27 protein-coding genes, 4 tRNA genes and 1 riboswitch are annotated in these 24,388 nt (G+C 61.1%); of the genes, 11 read left to right on the forward strand and 20 right to left on the reverse strand.

The genetic code is table 11. The features are described from left to right. Positions 1-154: 154 nt before the first annotated feature. From ACHPFG_RS21530 to uvrB, 10 genes are all read right to left on the reverse strand, one after another. Entirely contained in the window at positions 155-1,114 is a 960-nt protein-coding gene (locus ACHPFG_RS21530) for a tRNA dihydrouridine synthase (protein WP_131699739.1), read from the reverse strand. Between the two features lie 55 nt (positions 1,115-1,169). Next, on the reverse strand, positions 1,170-1,604 hold the full coding sequence (locus tag ACHPFG_RS21535; protein WP_042571801.1) for an acyl-CoA thioesterase: 435 nt from the start codon (positions 1,602-1,604) through the stop codon (positions 1,170-1,172). A gap of 40 nt (positions 1,605-1,644) precedes the next feature. After that, positions 1,645-2,478, reverse strand: coding sequence for an alpha/beta hydrolase (locus ACHPFG_RS21540; RefSeq protein WP_431700351.1), 834 nt, complete (start codon positions 2,476-2,478; stop codon positions 1,645-1,647). A 14-nt stretch (positions 2,479-2,492) separates the two neighbouring features. Next, positions 2,493-3,032, reverse strand: coding sequence for a TetR/AcrR family transcriptional regulator (locus tag ACHPFG_RS21545; protein ID WP_431700352.1), 540 nt, complete (start codon positions 3,030-3,032; stop codon positions 2,493-2,495). Between the two features lie 180 nt (positions 3,033-3,212). Beyond that, a tRNA-Glu gene (locus ACHPFG_RS21550) sits at positions 3,213-3,288 on the reverse strand. A gap of 80 nt (positions 3,289-3,368) precedes the next feature. After that, positions 3,369-3,444: transfer RNA gene (locus ACHPFG_RS21555), tRNA-Ala, on the reverse strand. Positions 3,445-3,494: 50 nt separating this feature from the next. Beyond that, positions 3,495-3,570, reverse strand: a tRNA-Glu gene (locus tag ACHPFG_RS21560). Between the two features lie 78 nt (positions 3,571-3,648). Further along, positions 3,649-3,724 (reverse strand) — tRNA-Ala (locus ACHPFG_RS21565). 147 nt (positions 3,725-3,871) lie between these two features. After that, complete coding sequence (gltX, locus tag ACHPFG_RS21570; RefSeq protein ID WP_046068947.1) at positions 3,872-5,353, reverse strand: glutamate--tRNA ligase; 1,482 nt, start codon at positions 5,351-5,353, stop codon at positions 3,872-3,874. Positions 5,354-5,538: 185 nt separating this feature from the next. Beyond that, positions 5,539-7,554: an excinuclease ABC subunit UvrB gene (gene uvrB, locus ACHPFG_RS21575; RefSeq protein WP_065925083.1), complete on the reverse strand. Its 2,016-nt coding sequence runs from the start codon at positions 7,552-7,554 to the stop codon at positions 5,539-5,541. 343 nt (positions 7,555-7,897) lie between these two features. Between uvrB and ACHPFG_RS21580 the strand changes: the two genes are divergently transcribed. Beyond that, a complete protein-coding gene (locus ACHPFG_RS21580; RefSeq protein ID WP_431700353.1) occupies positions 7,898-9,094 on the forward strand; it encodes an amino acid aminotransferase in 1,197 nt (398 codons plus the stop codon). A gap of 111 nt (positions 9,095-9,205) precedes the next feature. Further along, on the forward strand, positions 9,206-9,415 hold the full coding sequence (locus ACHPFG_RS21585) for a hypothetical protein (protein ID WP_074847327.1): 210 nt from the start codon (positions 9,206-9,208) through the stop codon (positions 9,413-9,415). Positions 9,416-9,421: 6 nt separating this feature from the next. On the opposite strand, the gene ptrR is transcribed toward ACHPFG_RS21585, so the two are convergent. Further along, positions 9,422-10,309 (reverse strand): putrescine utilization regulator PtrR, encoded by an 888-nt coding sequence (ptrR, locus tag ACHPFG_RS21590; RefSeq protein WP_431700354.1) that lies wholly within the window; start codon positions 10,307-10,309, stop codon positions 9,422-9,424. A gap of 103 nt (positions 10,310-10,412) precedes the next feature. Between ptrR and ACHPFG_RS21595 the strand changes: the two genes are divergently transcribed. Continuing rightward, complete coding sequence (locus tag ACHPFG_RS21595) at positions 10,413-11,804, forward strand: aldehyde dehydrogenase family protein (protein ID WP_431700355.1); 1,392 nt, start codon at positions 10,413-10,415, stop codon at positions 11,802-11,804. Positions 11,805-11,824: 20 nt separating this feature from the next. Here the strand turns inward: ACHPFG_RS21595 and ACHPFG_RS21600 are convergent, their stop codons facing one another. Together ACHPFG_RS21600 and ACHPFG_RS21605 are read right to left on the reverse strand one after the other, a co-directional pair. Further along, a complete protein-coding gene (locus ACHPFG_RS21600; RefSeq protein WP_431700356.1) occupies positions 11,825-12,127 on the reverse strand; it encodes a protealysin inhibitor emfourin in 303 nt (100 codons plus the stop codon). A 14-nt stretch (positions 12,128-12,141) separates the two neighbouring features. Then, positions 12,142-13,203: a M4 family metallopeptidase gene (locus ACHPFG_RS21605; protein WP_431700357.1), complete on the reverse strand. Its 1,062-nt coding sequence runs from the start codon at positions 13,201-13,203 to the stop codon at positions 12,142-12,144. A gap of 129 nt (positions 13,204-13,332) precedes the next feature. On the opposite strand from ACHPFG_RS21605, the gene ACHPFG_RS21610 reads away from it, so the two are divergent. The 4 genes from ACHPFG_RS21610 (at position 13,333) to ACHPFG_RS21625 (ending at position 17,381) form a co-directional block, all read left to right on the forward strand. Continuing rightward, on the forward strand, positions 13,333-14,262 hold the full coding sequence (locus ACHPFG_RS21610) for a DNA/RNA non-specific endonuclease (RefSeq protein WP_431700358.1): 930 nt from the start codon (positions 13,333-13,335) through the stop codon (positions 14,260-14,262). Between the two features lie 36 nt (positions 14,263-14,298). Next, a riboswitch (cobalamin riboswitch) is annotated at positions 14,299-14,492 on the forward strand. Positions 14,493-14,608: 116 nt separating this feature from the next. Beyond that, entirely contained in the window at positions 14,609-15,619 is a 1,011-nt protein-coding gene (locus ACHPFG_RS21615) for an ABC transporter substrate-binding protein (protein WP_431700359.1), read from the forward strand. Continuing rightward, positions 15,616-16,620: a FecCD family ABC transporter permease gene (locus ACHPFG_RS21620; protein ID WP_431700360.1), complete on the forward strand. Its 1,005-nt coding sequence runs from the start codon at positions 15,616-15,618 to the stop codon at positions 16,618-16,620. The genes ACHPFG_RS21615 and ACHPFG_RS21620 overlap by 4 nt, the downstream gene beginning before the upstream one ends. Beyond that, positions 16,617-17,381, forward strand: a complete 765-nt coding sequence (locus ACHPFG_RS21625) for an ABC transporter ATP-binding protein (protein ID WP_431700361.1) — start codon at positions 16,617-16,619, stop codon at positions 17,379-17,381. Before ACHPFG_RS21620 ends, ACHPFG_RS21625 begins: the two co-directional genes overlap by 4 nt. 37 nt (positions 17,382-17,418) lie before the next feature. Here ACHPFG_RS21625 and ACHPFG_RS21630 read toward each other — a convergent pair whose 3' ends face one another. Further along, positions 17,419-17,916, reverse strand: a complete 498-nt coding sequence (locus tag ACHPFG_RS21630; RefSeq protein WP_431700362.1) for a GNAT family N-acetyltransferase — start codon at positions 17,914-17,916, stop codon at positions 17,419-17,421. Continuing rightward, a complete protein-coding gene (locus ACHPFG_RS21635) occupies positions 17,913-18,137 on the reverse strand; it encodes a hypothetical protein (protein ID WP_431700363.1) in 225 nt (74 codons plus the stop codon). Before ACHPFG_RS21635 ends, ACHPFG_RS21630 begins: the two co-directional genes overlap by 4 nt. Positions 18,138-18,348: 211 nt before the next feature. Between ACHPFG_RS21635 and ACHPFG_RS21640 the strand changes: the two genes are divergently transcribed. Further along, positions 18,349-18,789, forward strand: a complete 441-nt coding sequence (locus ACHPFG_RS21640) for a DUF6678 family protein (RefSeq protein WP_431700364.1) — start codon at positions 18,349-18,351, stop codon at positions 18,787-18,789. Here the strand turns inward: ACHPFG_RS21640 and ACHPFG_RS21645 are convergent. From ACHPFG_RS21645 to ACHPFG_RS21655, 3 genes are all read right to left on the reverse strand, one after another. After that, entirely contained in the window at positions 18,765-19,709 is a 945-nt protein-coding gene (locus ACHPFG_RS21645; RefSeq protein WP_431700365.1) for an alpha/beta hydrolase fold domain-containing protein, read from the reverse strand. The genes ACHPFG_RS21640 and ACHPFG_RS21645 overlap by 25 nt on opposite strands. Further along, on the reverse strand, positions 19,709-20,149 hold the full coding sequence (gene tspO / locus ACHPFG_RS21650) for a tryptophan-rich sensory protein TspO (RefSeq protein ID WP_131699756.1): 441 nt from the start codon (positions 20,147-20,149) through the stop codon (positions 19,709-19,711). Before tspO ends, ACHPFG_RS21645 begins: the two co-directional genes overlap by 1 nt. 134 nt (positions 20,150-20,283) lie before the next feature. Beyond that, positions 20,284-20,853 (reverse strand): nucleotidyltransferase family protein, encoded by a 570-nt coding sequence (locus tag ACHPFG_RS21655; RefSeq protein WP_431700366.1) that lies wholly within the window; start codon positions 20,851-20,853, stop codon positions 20,284-20,286. A gap of 183 nt (positions 20,854-21,036) precedes the next feature. Here ACHPFG_RS21655 and chrA point away from each other — a divergent pair, with 183 nt between their 5' ends. Both chrA and ACHPFG_RS21665 read left to right on the forward strand, forming a co-directional pair. After that, a complete protein-coding gene (gene chrA / locus ACHPFG_RS21660) occupies positions 21,037-22,197 on the forward strand; it encodes a chromate efflux transporter (RefSeq protein WP_431703506.1) in 1,161 nt (386 codons plus the stop codon). 312 nt (positions 22,198-22,509) lie between these two features. Next, on the forward strand, positions 22,510-22,749 hold the full coding sequence (locus tag ACHPFG_RS21665) for a DUF6124 family protein (protein ID WP_431700367.1): 240 nt from the start codon (positions 22,510-22,512) through the stop codon (positions 22,747-22,749). A 3-nt stretch (positions 22,750-22,752) separates the two neighbouring features. Here ACHPFG_RS21665 and ACHPFG_RS21670 read toward each other — a convergent pair whose 3' ends face one another. Then, on the reverse strand, positions 22,753-22,986 hold the full coding sequence (locus tag ACHPFG_RS21670; RefSeq protein ID WP_131699760.1) for a hypothetical protein: 234 nt from the start codon (positions 22,984-22,986) through the stop codon (positions 22,753-22,755). 187 nt (positions 22,987-23,173) lie between these two features. Beyond that, positions 23,174-23,566, reverse strand: a complete 393-nt coding sequence (locus ACHPFG_RS21675; protein WP_131699761.1) for a VOC family protein — start codon at positions 23,564-23,566, stop codon at positions 23,174-23,176. Positions 23,567-23,953: 387 nt separating this feature from the next. Between ACHPFG_RS21675 and ACHPFG_RS21680 the strand changes: the two genes are divergently transcribed. Beyond that, the gene (locus ACHPFG_RS21680; protein ID WP_167656377.1) at positions 23,954-24,223 is read left to right on the forward strand and encodes a hypothetical protein; all 270 of its coding nucleotides are present in this window, start codon (positions 23,954-23,956) and stop codon (positions 24,221-24,223) included. Positions 24,224-24,388 lie beyond the last annotated feature (165 nt).

Raw genomic sequence — 24,388 nt, forward strand, 5'->3', positions numbered from 1 at the left:
AATACCATCAGCGCGACTAGCCCGCCCCACGAAAAAAATGACAGGAACTTACAGAGTGATTCAGCAGTAACGTTTAAATACCTTAAAATGCAAAATGCTCCGTATCTTTCGATAAGGAGCATTCGCTTGAAATACAGGCAGACAGTTTCCAGTGTCAGGCCGCGCCCAAAGGACTCATCCCTAATAAACGACTGACGTGGTCCAATTCGGTTTCCCGGCGCAGAGCGGTAAACAGTTCCACCGCTTCCGGGTAATTGCGCGTTAGCATCGCCAGCCACTGCTTCAAGCGACCAGGCGCCTGACGATCAGTCAACTGCGCCACGCACTGGGTCCAGAAGCCCTGAAGCATAGGCTGCAGTTGAGCCCAGGTCATTTCCACCACCTCTCCACCTGCACGTGCGGCGGCGATTTGCCGGGCAAGGTCTGGGCGCGCCACCAAGCCGCGACCGAGCATGATGTCTTCGACACCACTGATCTCCCGACAGCGCCGCCAGTCTTCTACGCTCCAGATATCGCCGTTGGCGAACACCGGCACCTTGACCACATCCTGTACACGCGGAATCCACTCCCAGTGGGCTGGCGGTTTGTAGCCATCGGTCTTGGTACGCGCATGCACCACGATATGCGCCGCACCACCTTCGGCCAGTGCCGTGGCACACACCAGCGCGCCATCCGGGCTGTCGAAGCCCAGGCGCATCTTGGCGGTGACCGGGATATGGGCAGGCACGGCACGACGCACGTGTTCGACGATCCGGTTGAGCAGCTCCGGCTCCTTGAGCAGCACCGCACCGCCACGGGATTTATTGACGGTCTTGGCCGGGCAGCCGAAGTTCAGGTCGATGACTTCGGAGCCCAGCTCGCAGGCCAACGCGGCGTTTTCCGCCAGGCACACCGGGTCGGAACCGAGCAATTGCACGCGCAACGGCACACCGGCTGCGGTATGGGCGCCGTGCAGCAGTTCCGGGGCGAGCTTGTGGAAATACGCCGGGGTGAGCAGGCGGTCGTTGACGCGGATGAACTCGGTCACGCACCAGTCGATACCGCCCACGCGGGTCAACACGTCCCGCAGGATGTTGTCGACCAACCCCTCCATGGGCGCCAAAGCAATTTGCATGGAAAACACTCAACAAAAATCGTGGCGCAGTTTACTGGGTTTCCCGCCGCAACCGTTAACCCCCTGTCAGGGCGGGGCCATAACCGTCGAGAAACTCGGCCGGCATGCGCTTGGGCTTGCCGGTGGACAATTCGATGCAGACAAAGGTGGTGTGCGCCCGCAGCAAGGTCGCACCATCACGCGGGCGTACCAGTTGGAAACGGCGGGTCATCTTCAGGCGCTGATCCCAATCGACGATCCACGTGGCCAACTGCAGCTCGTCGCCTTCGTAGCCTGCCGCCAGGTAATCGATTTCATGGCGCACCACCGCCATGGCACGGTCCAGGCGGCGGTACTCGGTGAGGTCCAGCCCCAGGCGCTGGGAGTGGCGCCAGGCGCAGCGCTCCAGCCAGGACACGTACACCGCGTTATTGGCGTGCCCCAGGCCGTCGATGTCTTCAGGCGCGACCTGCAGATCGATGATAAACGGCGTTGCCAAATCCCAGCCCATGCCTTGCTCCAGTCGATTAATGTCGGCGGGGGGCAGTGTATCAGGCGGTTTGCCGGTCCTGTAGACGGCGCCCCGCCAACAGCGCCAGCACGCCCTCGATCACCCGGGGATCGGCCAGCACTTTCTGGTGCCCGCCCTGCTCCAGGCGCAGCAGGCGGCTGTCGAACCAGGCTTCGTGGATGGCTTGAGACGCCTTGACCGGAACGAAGGTATCGTCTTCGGCGTGCACGATCAGGCCAGGGATATTCATCTGGTAATGGGCCACATCCAGGTGTTTGAGCGGCATTCCGAACGTCAACTCCACCCCCTGGATAAATGCCGAGCGTGCACGCGCCGGTAAACCGACCATATGGGTAAAGCCGCGCAGCACATCCAGGAAGCGTGACGGGGCGGCGATGCTCACCAACGCCTCGGTACGCAGCCCCAACTGCACTGCCAGCATCGCACTGGCACCGCCCATGGAATGGCCGATCACAGCGTGCAGCGGCGGCAGTTCGGCAGCCGCCTCCAGCATGGCCCGGGCGAACAGCAGCACGTGAGCCTCCCGTCCCGGCGAACGACCATGGGCGGGGCCGTCCAGGGCAATCACGGAGTATCCGTTGTCTATCAACGCGGTGATCAAGCTGGCGAACTGGGTTGGACGACCTTCCCAGCCGTGCATCAACAACACCGCAGGGCCTTGACCCCAGCGCAGGGCGGACAGGCCGAAACGCAAGGTGATGCGTTCCGATTGCGCCAGCAGCGGCAGTTCCCAGTCACGCGGCGGCAGGTCGCGTGGCGTCATGAAGGCACGCCGCATCTTATTGGCCACGGTTTGCGGTGCCAGGTGTCCCACGGTGCCGTTGAAGCGACGAAGCCAGGTTAACGCGCCCATCCTCGCACCCTCTTTTAGCGCACAGCCGACTTGGCCGCGCGTAACACTCGGTCCGACAGCTCGCCCGGCCCCAGGGCACGCGCCAAGGCCAGTCCACCGATCATCAACGCCATATCAGCCAAGGCTTTGTCGGTGTCTTCAGGACTGGCGGCGAGCTGGGCAACCATCAGTTCCACATGCTCGTTCAGCACTTCGCGAAAGGCGTCCGGCAGCCGCGCCATCTCGCCCACGGTAGCTGGGATCGGGCATGCTTGAACCGTTGAATCGCGATGCTTGCGCGACAGATAAAATGCCGCCACCAGGCCTCTGCGCTCTTCTCCCGTCAGTTGTGCGTCCATATCGTCGATAGAGGCACGACGGCGCGCCAACAGCTGGGTGAAGGCCTCCAGCATCAAGGCGTCCTTGCTTTCAAAGTGCGCGTAAAAACCACCGACGGTCAGCCCCGCCGCGCCCATGACTTCACCCACGCTAGGCTCGGCTGGACCACGCTGCGTCAACGCGGCGCTGGCGGCTTGCAGAATACGTTCGCGGGTTTGCGCTTTTTTATCGCTCATCGTTGCCTCCGACTTTCCTAGGTTAAATATTATTACCATAATAATATTTAGCAAGCGACAGACATGACCACTGGTCAGCACAAAAAAGGGAATGGAGAGAAAATTGGCCAAACGCCAGACAAACAAAAGGGCCATTCAATAATTGAATGACCCTTAAAAATCCCGCAAAGCGGGTAATCGTGGCGTCCCCTAGGGGACTCGAACCCCTGTTACCGCCGTGAAAGGGCGGTGTCCTAGGCCACTAGACGAAGGGGACACAAACCTTCTATACACCTGATCAGTGCTGAGAACTGATCTGATTCAAGGACTGTGTGGCCGGACCTTGAACCTGTAAATTGGTGGAGCTAAACGGGATCGAACCGTTGACCTCTTGCATGCCATGCAAGCGCTCTCCCAGCTGAGCTATAGCCCCGGATTTTTCGCCTCGCGGCGCAGCAGACCTTTCGAACTGCTTGTTGAAACTGGCGTCCCCTAGGGGACTCGAACCCCTGTTACCGCCGTGAAAGGGCGGTGTCCTAGGCCACTAGACGAAGGGGACAAAACCTTCTGTACACCTGATCAGCGCTGAGAGCTGATCGATTCAAGGACGGTGTGGCCAGACCTTGAACCTGTAAATTGGTGGAGCTAAACGGGATCGAACCGTTGACCTCTTGCATGCCATGCAAGCGCTCTCCCAGCTGAGCTATAGCCCCTCATCGGTGAGGACGGGGCGAATCTTAATGGCGGTTTGGAAACGTGTCAAATTTATTTTCAACATTTTCCAAAGTTTTTTGCCGGGATAACAATCACTTACCGACGAAACCCCGGAAAACCTGGGTTTCGTCGCTGCAACGGACTGTTTAAGCGATAGCGCCCAACAGCTTTTCCCACTCTTTGTTTTCTTTCTTCGATACACCACCAAGCAAATCAAGGGCTTGGCGCAGGCGGAAACGGGTCAGGTCCGGGCCGAGAATTTCCATCGCATCCAGCACAGAGACCGAACTGGCCTGCCCGGTGATCGCAGCAAACATCAGCGGCATGGCATCGCGCAATTTCAGCTCCAGGGATTCAACTACCGCCTGGATCGTCGCGGTGATCGCATCCTTCTCCCACTGGCGCAGGCTTTCCAGCTTCCACAGGATCAACTGCATCAGTTGGCGAACCTGGTCAGCCGAGAGCTTCTTGGATTCGAACAACTTGGCATCCGGGTTCACGCCACCGGCAAAGAAGAAGCTGGCCAACGGTGCGACCTGGCTGAACGTCTCCACCCTGCCCTGCACCAACGGCGCGATCTTCATCATGTATTCAGGGTTCAGCGCCCATTGCTGCACGCGGCTGGCGAATTCTTCCACCGGCAGATCACGCAGCCACTGGCCATTGAGCCACGACAGTTTCTCGATATCGAAGATCGGCCCGCCCAGCGATACGCGGGACAGGTCGAAGTTGTCGACCATTTCCTGCAGCGAGAACTTCTCGCGCTCGTCCGGCATCGACCAGCCCATGCGGCCCAGGTAGTTGAGCATCGCTTCCGGCATGAAGCCCATGCGCTCGTAGAACGTCACCGATGTGGGGTTCTTGCGCTTGGACAGCTTGCTCTTGTCCGGGTTACGCAGCAGCGGCATGTAGCACAGCTGCGGCTGTTCCCAACCGAAGTACTCGTAAAGCAGGATCAGCTTCGGCGCCGACGGCAGCCATTCTTCACCGCGCAATACGTGGGTGATGCCCATCAGGTGGTCGTCGACCACGTTGGCCAGGAAGTACGTCGGCAGGCCATCGGTCTTCATCAACACCTGCATGTCCATGCGGTCCCACGGGATCTCGACATCACCGCGCAGCATGTCCGGCACCACGCACACGCCTTCGCTCGGCACCTTCATGCGGATAACGTGAGGCTCACCGGCGGCCAGGCGGGCAGCCACTTCCTCTTTCGACAGCAGCAACGCGCGACCATCGTAGCGCGGGGTTTCGCCACGGGCCTGTTGCTCGGCGCGCATCTGGTCGAGTTCTTCAGCGGTGCAGAAGCATGGGAACGCATGGCCCATGTCGACCAGTTGCTGGGTGTACTGCTTGTAGATGTCGCTGCGCTCGCTCTGGCGATACGGGCCGTGCGGGCCGCCGACGTCCGGGCCTTCAGCCCAGGTGATGCCCAACCAGCGCAAGGCATCGAAAATCTGCTGTTCCGACTCGCGGGTGGAGCGCAGTTGATCGGTGTCTTCGATCCGCAGGATGAATTCACCGCCGTGCTGCTTGGCAAAGCAGTAGTTGAACAAGGCGATGTAGGCAGTGCCGACGTGGGGATCCCCAGTAGGCGATGGCGCGATGCGCGTGCGGACGGTGGTCATGGCAGGTCTCGAATGGGCGATGTAACTGAAATTGAAACAAGGGGCGAATGGTAACAGCCTGGGTGATTTCTGGAAAACCGAGGCGCAACCATCGGGGGCAAGCGCCCTCCCACATTTGACGGTGTTCGCCAATCAAAGTGTGGGAGGGGGCTTGCCCCCGATGAGGCCGGTCAAGTCACCGCCAATCAAACCGCCAGCAGGCGCTCACGCAACTTGCCAATTTCATCGCGGGTCTGCGCCGCAGCCTCAAACTCCAGATCCCGCGCCAGCTGGTACATCTTCTCTTCCAACTGGCGAATACGCTTGGTGATCTCACTCGGCGAGCGCAGTTCGTTCTCGTACTTGGCGCTTTCCTCGGCAGCCTTGGCCATGCCCTTGCGCTTCTTGCTGCGCGAGCCCGGCACGGTGGCGCCTTCCATGATGTCGGCAACGTCCTTGAACACGCCTTTAGGGGTAATGCCGTTTTCCAGGTTGAAGGCAATTTGCTTGTCGCGACGGCGTTGCGTCTCGCCAATCGCCCGTTCCATGGAGCCGGTGATGCGATCCGCGTAGAGAATCGCCCGGCCATTGAGGTTCCGGGCTGCGCGGCCGATGGTCTGGATCAGCGAGCGTTCGGAGCGCAGGAAACCCTCCTTGTCCGCATCGAGGATCGCTACCAGCGACACTTCCGGCATGTCCAGGCCTTCGCGCAGCAGGTTGATGCCCACCAGCACATCAAAGGTGCCCAGGCGCAGGTCACGGATGATTTCCACGCGCTCCACAGTGTCGATGTCCGAGTGCAGGTAGCGCACCCGCACACCGTGGTCGGCGAGGTAATCGGTCAAGTCTTCGGACATGCGCTTGGTCAGCGTGGTGACCAGCACCCGCTCCTCCAGGGCCACACGCTTATGGATCTCCGACAACAGGTCATCAACCTGGGTCAGCGCCGGGCGAATTTCGATTTCCGGGTCGACCAGACCGGTCGGCCGCACCAGTTGCTCGATCACACGGCCGGCATGCTCGGCCTCGTAGTTGCCCGGCGTGGCCGACACAAAGATGGTCTGCGGGCTGATGGCTTCCCACTCGTCGAAGCGCATCGGCCGGTTGTCCAGCGCCGAAGGCAGACGGAAGCCGTACTCCACCAGGGTTTCCTTACGCGAGCGGTCGCCCTTATACATGGCGCCCACTTGCGGCACGCTGACGTGGGATTCGTCGATCACCAGCAGTGCGTCGTCGGGCAGGTAGTCGTAGAGGGTCGGCGGCGGCGCGCCGGACTCACGGCCCGAGAGGTAGCGCGAGTAGTTTTCGATGCCGTTGCAGTAGCCCAGCTCGAGGATCATCTCCAGATCAAAGCGCGTGCGCTGCTCCAGGCGCTGGGCCTCCACCAGCTTGTTGTTGGCGCGCAGGTACTCCAGGCGCTCGGCCAGCTCGACCTTGATGCCCTCGATGGCGCCCATCAGGGTTTCGCGCGGGGTCACATAGTGGCTTTTCGGATAGAAGGTGAAGCGCGGCAGCTTGCGGATCACTTCGCCGGTCAACGGGTCGAAAGCCGACAGGCTCTCGACTTCATCGTCAAACAACTCGATGCGGATCGCTTCCAGGTCGGATTCGGCCGGGTAGATGTCGATCACATCGCCACGCACGCGGAAGGTGGCGCGGGCAAAATCCATGTCGTTGCGCGTGTACTGCAGGCTCGTCAGGCGCCGCAGCAGCTCGCGCTGGTCGAGTTTGTCGCCACGGTCGACGTGCAGCACCATCTTCAAATAGGTTTCCGGACTGCCCAGGCCGTAGATGCACGACACCGTGGTGACGATGATCGCGTCTTTGCGCTCCAGCAACGCCTTGGTCGCCGACAGTCGCATCTGCTCGATGTGGTCGTTGATCGACGCATCCTTCTCGATAAAGGTATCGGAGGACGGCACGTAGGCCTCGGGCTGATAGTAGTCGTAGTAGGAAACGAAGTACTCCACCGCGTTATTCGGGAAGAACGCCTTGAACTCGCCGTACAACTGCGCGGCCAGGGTCTTGTTCGGGGCCAGCACCAGCGTGGGGCGGTTGATCTGCGCAATCACGTTGGCGATGCTGAACGTCTTGCCCGAACCAGTCACCCCGAGCAGCGTCTGGTGCGCCAGCCCGGCCTCGATGCCCTCCACCATCTGGCGAATAGCCTCGGGCTGGTCGCCGGCAGGTTCAAAGCGGGTGACTAGTTGGAAATCCGACATAACGTACCTCTTGAAGTCACCCCAGACTGTAAACCGGTCGGGGACGAAAAAGACCACAACCCGCGAAGTTTCAGAGCAGGCCGTAGGAAAAAACCATGATAGCTGTAGAAGTGGTGGCGAATGTGACGGGTTTCAAGGCAATCGTCCCGCCTGCCGTCATTGACCAATGTTGCAATAAGACTAACGGTCGGCAAATAAACCGAAAAACTTGGCCGAAAAGCCGTTTCGGTTGTCGCCCTCAGCCGTGATGGCCTCTATACTAGCTCCCCGTTTGTGCACCGCTCTAGTGCATTCGGCTGGAGCGCGACACGTCCCTCCCTTCCCCCATAGAGCTGCCGCAAAAATGAGCCTGTTCTCCGCTGTCGAAATGGCACCACGCGATCCAATCCTGGGCCTCAACGAAGCATTCAACGCCGACACACGAACCACCAAGGTCAACCTTGGCGTGGGCGTTTATTGCAACGAGGAGGGGAAGATTCCACTCTTGCGTGCCGTTGCCGAAGCGGAAGCCATTCGCGTGGCGCAACACGCCGCCCGTGGCTACTTGCCGATCGACGGCATCGCGGCCTACGACAAGGCCGTGCAAACCCTGCTGTTCGGCACCGAGTCGCCCCTGCTCGCAGCTGGCCGTGTCGTGACCGTGCAGGCCGTTGGCGGCACCGGCGCCCTGAAGATCGGTGCTGACTTCCTCAAGCATCTGCTGCCCGACGCCGTCGTCGCCATCAGCGACCCAAGCTGGGAAAACCACCGCGCCCTGTTCGAAACCGCAGGCTTCCCGGTGCAGAACTACCGCTACTACGACGCCGCCACCCACGACGTGAACCGCGCCGGCCTGCTCGAAGACCTCAACGCCCTGCCGCCCCAGTCCATCGTGGTGCTGCACGCCTGCTGCCATAACCCGACCGGCGTCGACCTGAGCCCGGCCGACTGGCAACAAGTACTGGACGTGGTCAAGGCCAGGAACCTGGTGCCGTTCCTCGACATGGCCTACCAGGGCTTTGGCGACGGTATCCACGAAGACGCCGCGGCCGTGCGCCTGTTCGCCGAATCGGGCCTGACCTTCTTTGTCTCCAGCTCGTTCTCCAAGTCGTTCTCCCTGTACGGCGAGCGTGTGGGCGCACTGTCCATCGTCGGCGACTCCAAGGAAGAAAGTGCGCGCATCCTGTCCCAGGTCAAGCGCGTGATCCGCACCAACTACTCCAACCCGCCAACCCATGGCGCAGCGATTGTAGCCGCAGTGCTGAACAGCCCTGAGCTGCGCGCCCAGTGGGAAGCCGAGCTGGCCGAGATGCGCCTGCGCATCCGTGGCATGCGTGAGCAGATGGTTGCCGAACTGGCCAAGGCTGCTCCTGGCCACGACTTCAGCTTCGTCGGTCGCCAGCGCGGGATGTTCTCTTACTCCGGCCTGACCGTTGAGCAAGTCACCCGCCTGCGCAGCGAGTTTGGTATCTACGCGCTGGATACCGGGCGTATCTGTGTGGCGGCGTTGAACCAGTCGAACATTGCTGCGGTAACAAAGGCGATTGTTCAGGTTCTATAAGCCTGACGGCGTTATACGAAGGGAAGCCGTGGCTTCCCTTTTTAATGCCTGTCGGAAAAGCCCCTGCTCCCCTAGACTGAGCAGCGATTGCCCTTTTGTTATGAGAGCCCTATGAAAAACGACGACCTGAACCTGCACGCCGACCCCGACGACCAGGAGCACTTCACCCCGCGCGCGCCACAAGCCAAGCGCCAGAAAAGCCTGGTGCTGCAAGTGGCGTTGGGTGTGTTCCTGGGCGGCCTGGCGTTGTGGCTGGTGCAGTTGGGCGCGACCGCGATCATGGCCAAATTGGCCATGGGCACCTTCCAGTTCGGCGGCTGATAGCGATCAACATGTGGGAGGCGCGGAGTTTTGAAGAGCGCGCTCCTCCAGTAGCTTGACGAAGCTGTTCAAACTCTGCGACACCGTGCCACGGCGCCAGATCAGCCAGGTATGCAGGGTGCGAAAACTGTCCGTCAGCGGCCACACGCTCACCGTGGTAAACCCCGGCATGCTTTCCAGCATGCTGCGTGGCATCAGCGCCAGGCCGGCCCCGGCGCTGACGCAGGCGAGCATGCCGTGGTAGGACTCCATCTCGAAGATCCTCCCCGGCACCGCGCCGTCCTGTGCGAACCAGCGCTCGAAATGGTGCCGGTAGGAACAGTTGGAGCGAAAGGTGTAGATGCTCTCCCCGTTCACATCCTGCCCTCGCGTGATCGGCGCGTGGTGCAGCGGCGCAATCACCACCATCTCCTCCTCGAACACCGCCACGCCTTCCAGGGTGGCATGCAATACCGGCCCATCGACAAACGCCGCCGCCAGCCGCCCCGACAGCACGCCCTCGATCATCGTGCCCGATGGCCCGGTGCTCAGGTCCAGTTCGACCTTGGTGTGCTTCTGGTTGTATGCCGCGAGCAGCGCCGGGATACGCACCGCCGCCGTGCTTTCCAGGGAACCGAGGGCAAACGCGCCCTGGGGCTCCTCCCCCGCCACCGTCGCGCGGGCCTCCTGCACCAGGTCGAGAATACGCCGCGCATAGCCGAGAAAATTCCACCCGGCGGGCGACAGGCGCAGGCGACTCTTCTCGCGGATAAATAACTCCACGCCCAAATCCTGCTCCAGTTGCTTGATGCGCGTGGTCAGGTTCGACGGCACCCGATGAATCAACTGCGCGGCGGCGCTGATGCTGCCTTGCTCGGCAACGGCCTTGAAGATTTCCAGCTGCACCAGATCCAAATCATTCTCCAATCGTGAATGTATTGCTTAATATTATTCAGTTTCAAGAAAACATGCATCCCCGTAGGCTGACCCCATTCCACTCCTTCAGCCGGACGGTGCCATGAACGCTATTTCTCCCCAGACCCACGCCCTGTCGATCAACCCCGCCACCGGCGAAACCGTCGGAAGCTACCCCTACGAAACCGCCGCGCAGCTGGATGCCGCCCTCGACCGTGCCACCGCAGCCTTCCGCACCTGGCGCCGCCAGCCGGTCAGCCAGCGCGCCGAATTGCTGCAGGCCCTGGCCGGCGCCCTGCGCGACCAAGCCGAAGAGATGGCGCAGATGATCACCCTGGAAATGGGCAAACCCATTACCCAGGCCCGTGCCGAGATCGAAAAATGCGCCCAGCTCAGCGAGTGGTACGCCGCCCAGGGCCCGGCCATGCTGGCCCCGGAACCCACCCTGGTGGACAACGGCAGCGCCCAGATCGAATACCGCCCGCTCGGCCCGATCCTCGCCGTGATGCCGTGGAACTTCCCTGTATGGCAGGTGCTGCGCGGCGCCGTGCCGACCCTGCTCGCCGGCAATACCTACGTGCTCAAACATGCACCGAACGTGATGGGCAGCGCGTACCTGATGAAAGCGGCGTTGCAGAAAGCCGGTTTCCCTGAAGGTCTGTTCGAAGTCATCAACGTGACCCAGGACGGCGTATCCAAGGCCATCGCCGACCCGCGCATCGCCGCCGTCACCCTCACCGGCAGCGTACGCGCCGGCATGGCCATCGGCTCCCAGGCCGGCGCCGCGCTGAAGAAGTGCGTGCTGGAACTGGGCGGCTCCGACCCGTTCATCGTGCTCAACGACGCCGACCTCGACGCCGCCGTGCAGGCCGCAGTGATCGGTCGTTTTCAGAACAGCGGCCAAGTCTGCGCCGCTGCCAAGCGCCTGATCATCGAAGCCGGTGTGGTGGACGCCTTCACCGCCAAGTTCGTCGAAGCCAGCCGCGCGCTGGTGATGGGCGACCCGACCTCGGCCAGTACCTACGTCGGCCCAATGGCGCGCTTCGACCTCCGCGACGAGCTGCACGGCCAGGTCCAGGCCACCCTGGAAGAAGGCGCCACCCTGCTGCTGGGTGGCCACAAAGTCGCCGGCGCCGCCAACTACTATGCGCCGACCGTACTGGCCGACGTCACCGACCAGATGACCTCATTCAAACAGGAACTGTTTGGCCCCGTGGCCTCGATCATCACCGCCCTCGACGCCGACCACGCCGTGGCCCTGGCCAATGACAGCGAGTTCGGCCTCACCGCCAGCATCTTCACCACCGACCAGGCCAAGGCCCACGACATCGCCAACCAACTGGACACCGGCGGGATCTTCGTCAATGCGTTCAGCGTGTCCGACCCTCGGGTGGCGTTTGGTGGTGTGAAGAAGAGCGGGTTCGGCCGCGAACTGTCGCACTTCGGCGTGCGTGAGTTCTGCAATGCACAGACGGTATGGCTGAACCGCAAATAATCCAGGGCTGCGCAACAGCCCTAGCGAATATGCCGGCGCACACACTGCACCAGCCCATCCAGCGCCTGGGACTTCACCGGCGCCAGCACGCAGACTGTGTGCTCGCGCGCTCCCTCCGTGACGGTCAGGGTGTAATGCACCTGGCCTGGGTTGCCAGGTTCCGGCGCCGTGCTTTGCGGCAACTGGAAGAAATCCGATTTCTCGATCAGTTGCCGCAACTCTTGCTGGTCCGGTTCGGGCAGCGTGTCCAATTGCACGGTTCGCGGTTTGGCCAAACCCGGAAAAAACGCCGGCCCACCGTTTTCCTTGATCGAAATTTGCATGGCTGTTCCTCACGTCAGACGTTAATGCCAACCGCTTTCCAGCCCTCCTTGACCGCCTTGTGCTCCTCCTTGTTCGCGCCGTAGAGACGGCCGGCGATATCGTAGGTTATACGCGCGAAACGCAAAAAACCCGAGTTCGGCCGCAACCGCGCATCGCGCAGCGCGTCATACCAGATGCGCCCAGCGCGCTCCCAGGCAAACCCGCCTATCTTCGTCGCCACTTGATAGAACGCATGGTTGGGAATGCCGGAATTGATATGCACCCCGCCATTGTCCTCGTAGATCTGGACAAAGTCGTCCATATGCCCTGGCTGGGGGTCCTTGCCCAGCAGCTTGTCATCGAACGCCGTACCCGGGGCCTTCATCGAACGCAGAGCGGTGCCTTTGATCTTCTTGGTGAACAGCCCTTTGCCGATCAACCAGTCGGCGTCCTGGGCCGTTTGCTTCAACGCATACTGTTTGATCAGTGAGCCGAACACGTCCGACAGCGACTCGTTCAAGGCACCGGACTGATTGAAATACATCAGCTTGGCTTCGTCCTCGGTGACGCCATGGGCCAATTCATGGCCAATCACATCGAGGGCCACCGTGAAGCGATTGAATAACTGGTCATCGCCATCACCAAACACCATCTGGGTCGAGTTCCAGAACGCATTGTTATAGTTCTGGCCAAAGTGCACGGTGGCATCCAGCGCCATGCCGGCGTCGTCGATGGAGTTGCGGTCGAACACCTCTTCGAAAAAATCGAACGTGGCGCCCAAGCCGTCATAGGCTTCGTCCACGGCGGCGTCGCCACTGGCGGGCTGGCCTTCACCGCGGATCAGCTTGCCCGGCAGGCTGTCGGTGCCTTCGGCGCTGTAGATCGAGCGCCGTTTGCCGGCGCCCATCACCAGGGCCATGTGGGCCGGCCCCTTGGCGGGCACTGCGACCATGCGCAGCGAACGGAACGTGCTGTCCTTGGCGCGGGTGCGCAGCGCGATGTCGCGCTGGGCCTTATCACCGTGACGCGCGATCTGGTCGAGCATATACGGCGGAATCAGGCAGAAAATCGGGTTGCGGTGGTGGCGATCACACATTGGCTGGCTCCCTGTTGGCATATGGTGTAGCTCCGGTAACCGTTTGAGGATAGCCCCCCAGGGTTAACCCGTGTCATCAATTGTCATCAATCCATGTTGCAGTCGTGTTTATCCAAGGAGGACTTACCCATGCCAGCCCGCAAAGCCAAAATCGACCTTTCGCACCGCCCACGACTCGCCGATCTGCGCCCGTTGATCGCGGTCAAGCCCGCGCTGATGGAAGCCCGGGCGGCAACGCCCCGTGTCACCGCCGCCAAGGATCTACAGGACCGACGCGGCTACGCGGAGGATTTTCTCAGCAGCTTCGTGGTGCCCTGGCCCACCGCCGATGAAGCATTGGCGGATGACGTACAACCGCTGCGGCTGGACTACACGCATTTCTCGGTGACGATGTCCCGTTCCCGACGACTGGCGCTTTACGTGGGGGTTAATATCGACGGCGGGCAGCATGTGGAGATAATCCGCAGCAACGACACCTGGGCCTACGATGGTCGCCTGCCGATCAGCGCGCAGGTAGGCGAAGCGCTCTACACCAACAATGGCCTGGATCGCGGCCACCTGGTACGGCGCCAGGACCCCAACTGGGGCGACGAGGCGAAAACGGCCAACCTCGACACCTTCCACTTCACCAACTGCTCGCCGCAGATGAGCGGGTTCAACCAGAAGACCTGGCTGGAACTGGAAGACTACATCCTCAATAACACGCAACGTTGGAAAGCCCGGGCAACGGTGTTCAGCGGCCCGGTGTTCGCCGACGATGACCGCGTCTACCGAGGTATCAAAATCCCCAAGGCGTTCTGGAAAGTGGTGGCCTACCTCAGCGATGACGGCAAACCCTCTGCCAGTGCCTATATGATCGACCAAAGCCGCGAACTGGGTCAGCTCGACCTGATGTTCGGCCAGGTCAGGACCTACCAGCGGAGCGTGATCCAGATCGAACAATTGACCGGCATCCGCTTCGCCAACCTGGCGGACTACGACGGCTTCAGCAACGAAGAGCGCGCCACAGGCACGCGAATCGAAGCGCTGATCCAGGGCCCTGAGGATATTCGTGTCTGACTGGGCGCCCCTCGGGCTGTATCGCCTCGCCCTAATCAACTACCATACCGCGCCGGTTCCCAAACGGGACTAATAGGGAATCCGAAGCGCGGTATGCCGCGTCAATCGGAACTGCCCCCGCAACTGTAGATGCCGAGCCTGCTCCCCACTGCCACTGGACCACGTCCGGGAAGGCCGGAGCGTGGCGACGACGCATCAGTCAGGAGACCTGCCGGCCCAGCAAAATCACTAACCGGCGGGGTGTCCGGGAAGGACATCCTTACCTGCCCGACCGGCAGTGTTCGAGGGCGTATTTCCGAACCGTACCTCCCCTGTTCCCACGTACGGTTCACACGGAGATTGCCTCATGCTGCCACGCGTTACCGCCCTGATCAGTGCCCTGGGTTTCTGCGCCCTGGCCCAAGCCGCGCCAACTCAATACCCGCTGACCCTGGAAAACTGCGGCAGCACCCTCACCTTCCCGCAGGCGCCCGCGCGCAGCGTGACCATCGGCCAGGCCGCCACCGAAATGCTCTATGCCCTCGGTGTGGCTGACCGCGTGGTCGGCACCTCGCTGTGGTTCAACAGCGTGTTGCCGCAGTTCAAGGCACAGAACGACAGCATCGAGCGCCTGGCCAACAACGAGCCCAGCTTTGAAGCGGTGATCGCCAAGCGCCCGCAACTGGTGGCCGCCGAGCTGGAATGGGTGGTGGGCCCGCAAGGCGTGGTCGGTACCCGCGAGCAGTTTCACGAACTGAAGATCCCCACCTACCTGCTGCCCTCCGACTGCGAAGGCAAGGACAACCTGGTGGGCGCCGACGGCACGCGACTGGAGCCGTTCCGTATCGAGACGATCTACAAGAGCATCAGCCAGCTGGCGCAGATTTTCGACGTACAGGATCGCGGCCAACACCTGAACGACGCGCTCAAGGCGCGCCTGGCCAAATCCGTGGCCACCGTGCAGAGCAAAGGCCTCAAGCAGGCGAGCGCGCTGGTGTGGTTTTCCAGCGCCGAAATGGCCAGCGACCCGTACGTGGCCGGCCACAAGGGCATTCCCGAATTTATGCTCGAAACCCTCGGCCTGCACAATGTGGTGCAGTCCGATGAAGAGTGGCCCGCCGTCGGCTGGGAAACCCTCGCCAAGGCCAACCCGACCTTCCTGGTGATCGCCCGCATGGACCGCCGCCGCTACCCCGCCGACGACCATGAAAAGAAACTCGCCTTCCTGCGCAGCGACCCGGTCACGCGCAACATGGACGCGGTGAAAAACAACCGCATCATCATCCTCGACGCCCTGGCGCTGCAGGCCAGCATCCGCACGTTCGATGGCCTGGAACAACTGGCCACGGCCATCGACGGCTACGACCTGCCGAAATGATCCGGACCTTACTCGCCCTGGCGCTATTGCTGATCGCCGTGCTCGCCGGCGTGGCCATCGGCGAAACCGCCATCTCGCCCCAGGTGGTGCTTCAGGTGCTCGCCAACAAGCTGTGGGCGGCCGGTTACGTGCTGGACCCGATCGATGAAGGCGTGGTGTGGAACTACCGCCTCACCCGTGCCCTGGTTGCCGCCGCCTGCGGGGCCGGGCTGGCGACCTGTGGGGTGATTTTGCAGTCGTTGCTGCGCAACCCATTGGCCGATCCGTACCTGCTGGGCATCAGCGCCGGGGCTTCGACGGGCGCGGTGTTGGTGGCGTTGATGGGCGTGGGCGGCGGGCTGGTTTCACTCTCGGCCGGCGCCTTTGTCGGCGCGATGGCGGCGTTTGCGCTGGTGATCCTGCTCGCACGGGCCAGTGGCTCATCCAGCGGCACCGGGCAGATCATCCTCGCGGGCATCGCCGGGTCGCAGCTGTTCAATGCGCTCACCGCGTTCCTGATCACCAAGTCGGCCAGTTCCGAACAGGCCCGCGGCATCATGTTCTGGCTGCTGGGCAACCTCAGCGGCGTGCGCTGGCCGTCGGTGTGGCTGGCGGTGCCGGTGGCGGTCACCGGCCTGGCGGTGTGCCTGTGGCATCGTCGTGCGTTGGATGCGTTTACCTTCGGCAGCGATTCGGCGGCGTCCCTGGGCATCCCCGTGCGCCGCGTGCAGTTTGTGCTGGTGGGGTGCGCGGCGCTGGTGACGGCGGTGATGGTGTCGATTGTGGGCTCCATCGGCTTTGTCGGCCTGGTGATCCCCCACGCGGTGCGCCTGCTGCTCGGCACCGGGCATTCGCGCCTGCTGCCCGCCAGTGCGCTGGGCGGGGCACTGTTCCTGATTGCGGCCGATGTACTGTCGCGCACCTTGATCAAGGGCCAGGTGATTCCGGTCGGCGTGGTGACGGCACTGGTCGGCGCGCCGGTGTTTGCACTGATCCTGATTGGCCGGAGGAATGCGCGATGAGCGTACTGAGTTGCACCGGCCTGGGCTTCAAGGTGCGTGAGGCGGAGTTGCTGCGCGATATCCACCTGGAGGTTCAGTTGGGTGAAACCCTGGGGATCGTCGGGCCGAACGGCTCCGGCAAATCCACCCTGCTCAAACTGCTCGCCGGCTTGCGCACCCCGGCCAGCGGCGACGTGCGCCTGGGCGGCCAACGCCTGGGCGACCTGTCCCGCCGTGCCATTGCACAACAGCTGGCGGTGGTGGAACAACAGGCCGACACCGACGACGCCATCCGCGTGTTCGACGCCGTCGCGCTGGGCCGCACACCGTGGCTGTCGGCGCTGAGCCCGTGGTCCGGCGAAGACGACGCCATCGTGCGCCAGGCCCTGCATGATGTGGACGCCACCCACCTGAGCCACCGCGCCTGGCGCAGCCTCTCCGGCGGCGAGCGCCAACGCGTACACATCGCCCGCGCCCTGGCGCAACGGCCGCAGATCCTGTTACTGGATGAGCCGACCAATCACCTGGACATCCAGCATCAACTGGCGATTTTGAAAGGCGTGCAAGGATTGCCGGTGACCACCCTCATCGCCCTGCATGATCTGAATCAAGCGCTGACCTGTGATCGCCTGGCCGTGCTGGATCGTGGGCGCCTGGTAGCGCTGGGCACGCCACTGGACGTGCTGACGCCGGAGCGCTTGCAGGAGACATTCGGGGTGCAGGCGCATTACCTGACGGACCCGTTTGATGGGGCGCAGATACTGCGGTTGCGGTCTAACTGAACAGGACATGCCCACTCCCCCCCCTCCCACATTGGATCTACAGAGGCCTGTGCATGTGTGTCGTCTGCCACACCGGGTCGGCTTCCACATCCACCACCTCAAACCCCTGGCGAATCCAGAAATCAATCGCCCCCGGTAGAAACGGATGGGTATGCAGGTAGACCACCTCGACCCCTTTCGCCTGCGCCATGCCCTCCAGCGTGCGATATAGCTCACCCGCCAAACCAAAGCGGCGGAACGCTGGCAAGACGAACAGACGCACCACTTCAATCGTCTTGCGGTCATGGAAATTCAACCGGGGGAAACGGCTGTCGTAAGGCAAGTAGCCGATAGCGCCGACGATCTGCCCTTCGGCACGGGCGATAAGGAATTGGCCATCACCGTGTACATAAGTCGCTTCAAACTGCGCCAAGTCCGGCGGCATCCCGGATGCGCTGAGCTTCGGGAAAAGCTCGGCGCGAGCATGCAGGACGAAGATCAGCGTTTCAGGGATGTCGGCTGCGGTGACTGCCTGAATGCCAGGCCTTTGGTTCATACAGCCTCAATCTGCGTAATCCCCACCAACTTCGCCTGCTCCAGAATCTCCTCTGGGGTCGCATTCGCAGGAGGCACAATCAAGCCATTCTCCGCATCGCCGAAATGCAACTGCAGCAAGTGCAACGCCGCCTCATGCAAGGGCAATTCAGGATGTTTGAGTTCGAACACATGGCTACGGGGTTGATCGTTGAACAGGTAGTTCAGGGTGTATGTGCGCATGGTGGAGTCCTTCTATATGGGAGAGGAGCATCGGATCAACCTGACTAGGTGATCGGTTTTTAAGTTCCCTATCCGCTTATAACGAAGATAATCAGGTAACCCTTCCAGACAATTCCGAGCGGCACAAAAAAGAAAAATCAATATCCTGGATCGCCATCAAATGGCTGGGGCCGCGCAGTGACGTGTCAATCAAACGAATGAGTCGACAGGGATGAATATGAGTGAACTACCAGGGCCCGGCGCCCGACAGAATGATAAAAGCCGGAAGATCATCCAGGCCACCGTAGCGGCAAGAAACCTGGCAAGTGCAGCGAACAATACCAAGTGGAACGAGCTGATCACCCACTTCCGCCAGCGTAGCGGTTGGCAGCCGTCCTATCGTTCCAAATCCATCACCGGCCATATTTCGGAATGGGACGTGGAGTGGTTTTACCACTTGCCGTTCCCATTTGCTTACGTCGAATGGTTCGACATCGGCTTGTGGCAAGCAGCGCCCTCTTTGGGAGTGCTACTCCCACAAACATACATTGACCATACCGAAGAAATATCGAAGGTCGTCGCGCAGATTGGATTCGAGTTTGAAGTGCGAGCCGACGTTCTGAGAATTTGGGGCTACCTTCCAAAATCCTACGAAGACTTTCCGCCTGCATAAGATGAAACATCGATGAGCCGAGTAATCCACTCTCGGCTATAGGCAAGCACGCGTCCCCCCATCGCCACCGGAAAATGAATAAACCCATGGGCCGACTCCGGCAACAGGTGTACTTCCGCCCTGGGCCACCGCTCTGCAATCAACAGTGTGTCATCCTTGAGCGGGTCCAACTCCCCCACAAACATCAACGCCGGGGGCAGCCCTTCAAAGTCACCATACAACGGCGACAGCGGCGGCTGCCGGCGCTCATCATCACTCAGCCCCGGCGTGAGCATGCGCAACGCCTCCACCATCCCCGGCCCATCCAAAAGCAACGTCTCCGGCCCGGCAGCGCGTACACTCGGTGTACCGGCCAGATCATAAACGCCGTAGTACAACACCGCGCCGCTTATACGTTTGAGCAGTTCAGGCCATTGCTTGAGGGCCAGCAACGTCGCCGCCGCCAGATGCCCACCGGCCGATTCGCCGACGACGATAACCGGCAGGCCGGCAAACTCATCGGCACTGAGCAACCAACGCGCAGCGGCCAAACAATCCGCCATCAGCCCCTCGACCGGCGTGTCGACCGCCAACCGATAATCCACCGACACCACCACCACATCGCATGCGCGCACCATGCCCAGGTTGAGGTCGTCGTCCATCTGCGCATTGCCGATCACCCAGCCGCCGCCGTGGATATCCAGCACTACGCCCTTGGGCTTGCCGCCTGGCCGCAGGATGCGCACGGGGACGTTGTCGACAACCCTGCTTTCAGCCGGTGCGGCGCGCTTGAGCGTTTGACTGACGCGCAGCAGCGCCTGGATCAACCGCGGCGTGATGCGGTTGCGGATCTTGAAGCGCGGCAGCCAGGCGAGCTTCTGATTGAAGCGGCGCATCTGGGCCAGTTCCGCCTCGCTGGCGGGCCAAGGTTGGTGGGCCATCAGCGGTTATTGCGTAGGATCGAGAAATTCAACGCGGCCGCCACACACAGCCACGCCAGGTACGGGAACAGGATCAGGCCGGTGATCAGGTCCAGGCGCACGGCCAATACCACCATGGCGGCGACGGTGATCCACAGCAGCACGATGATCACCATCCCGGCGAGCACGCGATGCGCGCCGAAAAACACCGGTGTCCACAAGGTATTCAGCGCAATTTGCGCGGCCCACAGCGCCAGCACCATTTGGCTGCCGGGGATCAGGCTCAAGCGATAACCGGCCCAGGCCAGCAGCAGGTAAATGATCGTCCACGCGACCGGAAACAGCCAATTGGGCGGAGTGAAGCTGGGTTTAACCAGGGATTCGTACCAGGCGCCGGGCTTGAAAATAATGCCGGTACTGGCAGCTGCGGCGCAGGCTAGCAGGAAGATAAAGAAAGTCATCGTCTGTCCTTGGCGGAAATGGTTTGAATCTTGGACGTGCAGCACCCACGTAAAAGTTCAGCGTAAATCAACGGTAGGAGCGAGCTTGCTCGCGAAAATCACCAACGATAACGCAGCGCCCCCAGCCAAAGCATTCAGGCGTCCCCACCCCCTACAATCCTCAGCCAAGGCCACCGGGCCTGATAACTGCGCGCCTTCTGCTCAAACAACGCCTGCTCCGGATGGAGTGGATTAATCCGCAAAATTCCCAGCTCCACATCGTCCAACCCATACGGCGCATACACCTCGCCCGTGGCAATCTCCAAGCCGATGCACGTACCGGCCACCAGATAACGATCGACCCCGTCGCGGGCCGAACGCAACTGCGGATAAGGCCGCCCAAAGCGCTGACCGTACCAAAGGTGCACCCGTGCCTGGTTCTTGACCTCGACATTGACGCCCAGGTCTTTGAACAGCTCGTCCGCCGCACGAATCACCGCGTCCTCCGCCTCGTAGGACACGTCGGTATCGAAGTAAAAAACGTCGTAGTCCTTCACGCCCTGATCGGCAGGCAGATTCGCCTGATGGTTCCATACCGCCTGGAACAGGCAGCCCGCCGTGAGCATGCACTGGTCCACCCCAAGGTCAGGCAGGCGCGCAGTGATTTCGGCGTTAATGGGGTTGGCCATGGCCAGTTCGAGCAGGGTTTCGACCGTCAATGTCATGCTGGCTCCTTCGTCATCGGTACGGTCCTGGGGAGCAACGGTACAACATTGAGCGCTGCCGCTGGCGCCTCTTCTTCACGTCATCAAAATTCGCTAAGGTGCCTCGATGCCCTGCCCTCATCGAGACCGACCACCTTGGCCCACTCCCCCGCTGATCGCCGCGAAAATCCCTGGTCGGTGTTCATGATTTTCCTGCGCCTGGGCCTTACCTCCTTTGGCGGTCCGATTGCGCACCTGGGTTATTTCCGCGAGGAATTCGTGACACGGCGGCGCTGGCTGAGCGAACGCAGTTACGCGGATTTGGTCGCGCTGTGCCAATTTCTGCCCGGCCCGGCCAGTAGCCAGGTGGGCATCGCGCTCGGCCTGTCACGCGCGGGCTATGGCGGCGCGTTGGCGGCGTGGCTCGGGTTCACCTTGCCGTCCGCCGTGGTGCTGATTTTGTTGGCGCTGGGCATCGCCCGGCACAGCACCGCCATCCCGTCCGGCGCGCTGCATGGCCTTAAAGTCGTGGCCGTCGCCGTGGTCGCCCAGGCCGTGTGGGGCATGGCGCGCAACCTGTGCACCGACGCCCCGCGCGTGGCCGTGATGCTCCTCGCCGCCTGCATGGCCCTGCTGCAAACGTCGGCGTGGGGCCAGGTCGGCGTGATCCTCGTCGCGGGCGTAGCCGGTCTGCTGCTATTCAAACCCACATCGCCTGCAGCGCACGACGCCCTGCCCGTGACCATCAGCCGTCGCGTCGGGACGATGTGGCTGTCGCTGTTTGTGCTATTGCTCGCGGGCCTGCCGATCTTCGCCCAGTTGATGCCCAATCCAACCCTGACCGTGACCGACGCCTTCTACCGCACCGGCTCACTGGTATTCGGCGGCGGCCACGTGGTGCTGCCCTTGCTGCAAGCCGAAGTCGTGCCCCGCCAATGGGTGAGCAACGACGTGTTCCTCGCCGGTTACGGCGCCGCTCAAGCCATGCCCGGCCCGTTGTTCACCTTCGCCGCCTTCCTCGGTGCCTCGATGGCCCAAGCCCCAAGCGGCTGGCTCGGCGGCCTGCTCTGCCTGCTGGCGATCTTCGTGCCATCGTTTTTATTGGTGATGGGCGCACTGCCTTTCTGGGAAGGCCTGCGCCGCAGCCCGCGCACCCAAGCCGCCCTGACGGGCGTGAATGCAGCGGTGGTCGGCCTGTTGCTGGCGGCGCTGTACCAACCGGTGTGGACCAGCGCCATCTTCACCGCCCAGGACGTCGCCCTGGCACTGATTGGCCTGGTGGCGCTGATGGTGTGGAAACTGCCACCGTGGCTGGTGGTTGTAGGAAGCGGCGCGGCGGGATGGTTATTAAGTCTTACGGTGTGAGCCGCGCAGCCACCGTGCCTTGCTCCCTTGCCTACGCTTGCGTCAGAATCCGCCGGCTTGTGCGCTGAGGTGGCCGTCTCTAAGGTGGCTCGGTCGCCGAATCTCTCGGTGATCGGGTTTAGTAGCCTGAGCTGGGTATCAAAAAGTGCATGAGCGTCATCAGTCAGACATTGCGTCTGTGCTTGATGGTGGCTGTGCGTAGGGCGCCTCCGGGCGCGCCGGCTTTGATATCCACCGGTCTACTAACCTGCGTACAGCTGCCACCTTTTTGTTTAGTAGCGACGAGGTGACGGCCCACATCTGGATATCGTTATGTCTCAAGTCAAACCTGATTCAACCGCTCTCTTCAGCGTCTCACCCGACGCCAGCAACGAAACCCTCATCACCAACAGCTACGAAACCTTCGCCTCAGTCAGCACGCTGCTGCTCGACTTGTCCGAAGACCTGTCCGGCAAACACCGCGACATCGCCCTCGCTATCCACCAACTGAGCGAGCTGGGCGTACTCCTCACTGCCAAATTGCTCGACCGCGAAGCGCCCTGCTCCGGTTAATGCCTAGCCCTTCAATTCACTGGAACGATTACTCGCCGCGTCGTCATAGGCCACATACAACGACTCGGCGATTTGGCTCTTGATGGCTTTGGTGGATTCCAGACCGAGCACAAAACCTTCAGCCTTGCCGCCAGCACGGTTGAGTTCTTCATGGGTGGCGGCGCCGGTGATGGCGTCGAGGAGCTTGGCGGCGTGAGGGCCCACGCCTTTGGGGAGGGAGATTTGGTCGATGGTCATTGGGATGCCTTAAAAACAGAGGAACGGCAGCGCATAGAACCGCTCCCGGGGAGGTATGGTAGACCGGTACGGACGCAAAAGGGCCGATTTCATCCCTAATTCACTTTCCGTCTGCATTAGTGGGTAACCCTGCGTCGCCACAAAGTTGCAAATAAATCCATCCCTTTTTGCAGATCCTACACGTGACCTACTCCGGATCGTGGCAACAGACGCAAAGCTTGTTTCCTTCAGGGTCTCGAAAGTACGCGCCATAAAAATTCGGGTGGTATTCGGGTCGCAGGCCGGGAGCGCCTTCGCATGTTCCACCCAATGCCAACGCCAAGGCATGGGCGTTGTCTACGGTCTGTCGATTAGGTGCCAGCAGAGCAATCATTTGCCCATGTCCTGGCGTCGCAGATTCGCCGCCGAACGGTTTGCCCACCACGAAAAGAGGGCGTTCAGTCTCCGGGTGTTTCCAACCAGCCCATGGGCGTTCAAGTTCAGTGAACTTGAGATCAAGTCCGAGGATCTGCATGAGCCCTTGGTAAAACACAAGCGCTCGACTGAAGTCATTCACTCCGATGAATACATGCGAAATCATTTTTTGTCCTAAGTAGAGACAGCCTTCTCGCACCATACCAAGAATTTTCAGGTTGTTTTCAACTCCGAGCCTGAAACAGACCCCGTCGGTTGTGGAAGCTGTGTTTTACACGCCTATTCTTCTCACTTATTGCTTGAGCTGCTGTCATCGGTAGAGTTTGAAAAGCGTTACACATCGAGCTTGGAGACTGGCTAGAAAACCCAGGCCGATTCAGATTTCACGTAGCAACGTGCAAAAGAGGTGTTTTCACCCATCAGTATTCGAGCGCTTCGGGCAAACCGACTTTTTCAACACAATCGGCCAGAAGTGGGCATTCGATTTCGCTATTCATCAATCTCCCGAGCGTGCGAAATTACCAGCCCTTCAATTTCTCTCAAAGGCAGGCTCATGATCTCCACCCTGGCAGTCTCGGATATTTTAGGTCCATGGAGTGGGGATGCCTCTACAGGACTAATTCAGCGTTGCAGGGAGGCATGGGACACACCTCTAGAGAGTTTGAATGATCTTATGGTCGCTACTTTTTTGAATCAGAACATCGCGACCAAACACCTGCTCATCGAGGCGAAGCGCCGCATGAAAGACCAGGAACGAGATGAAACCGAGTACTTCGACGGCCAGCTTCTCGAAGCTATCGAGCGCTTGCAATCCGGGGAGTAATTCATCCCGACGGTTTGTTGCGTTCGACACGGACTATCTATATTGGGTCGCATTCTGTCTCACGCGACTGGCAGAGAACGGCCAAAAGGAGTCGTTCGAATATGTTAGGGAATCAGAGGCGTTTCCGAGCGCCATAGCAGTTGCCCAAATGTCATCACCCTGTCC

Origin of the sequence: Pseudomonas sp. BR20, from assembly GCF_050780135.1 — a bacterium.
In the GTDB taxonomy this organism is placed as follows: domain Bacteria; phylum Pseudomonadota; class Gammaproteobacteria; order Pseudomonadales; family Pseudomonadaceae; genus Aquipseudomonas.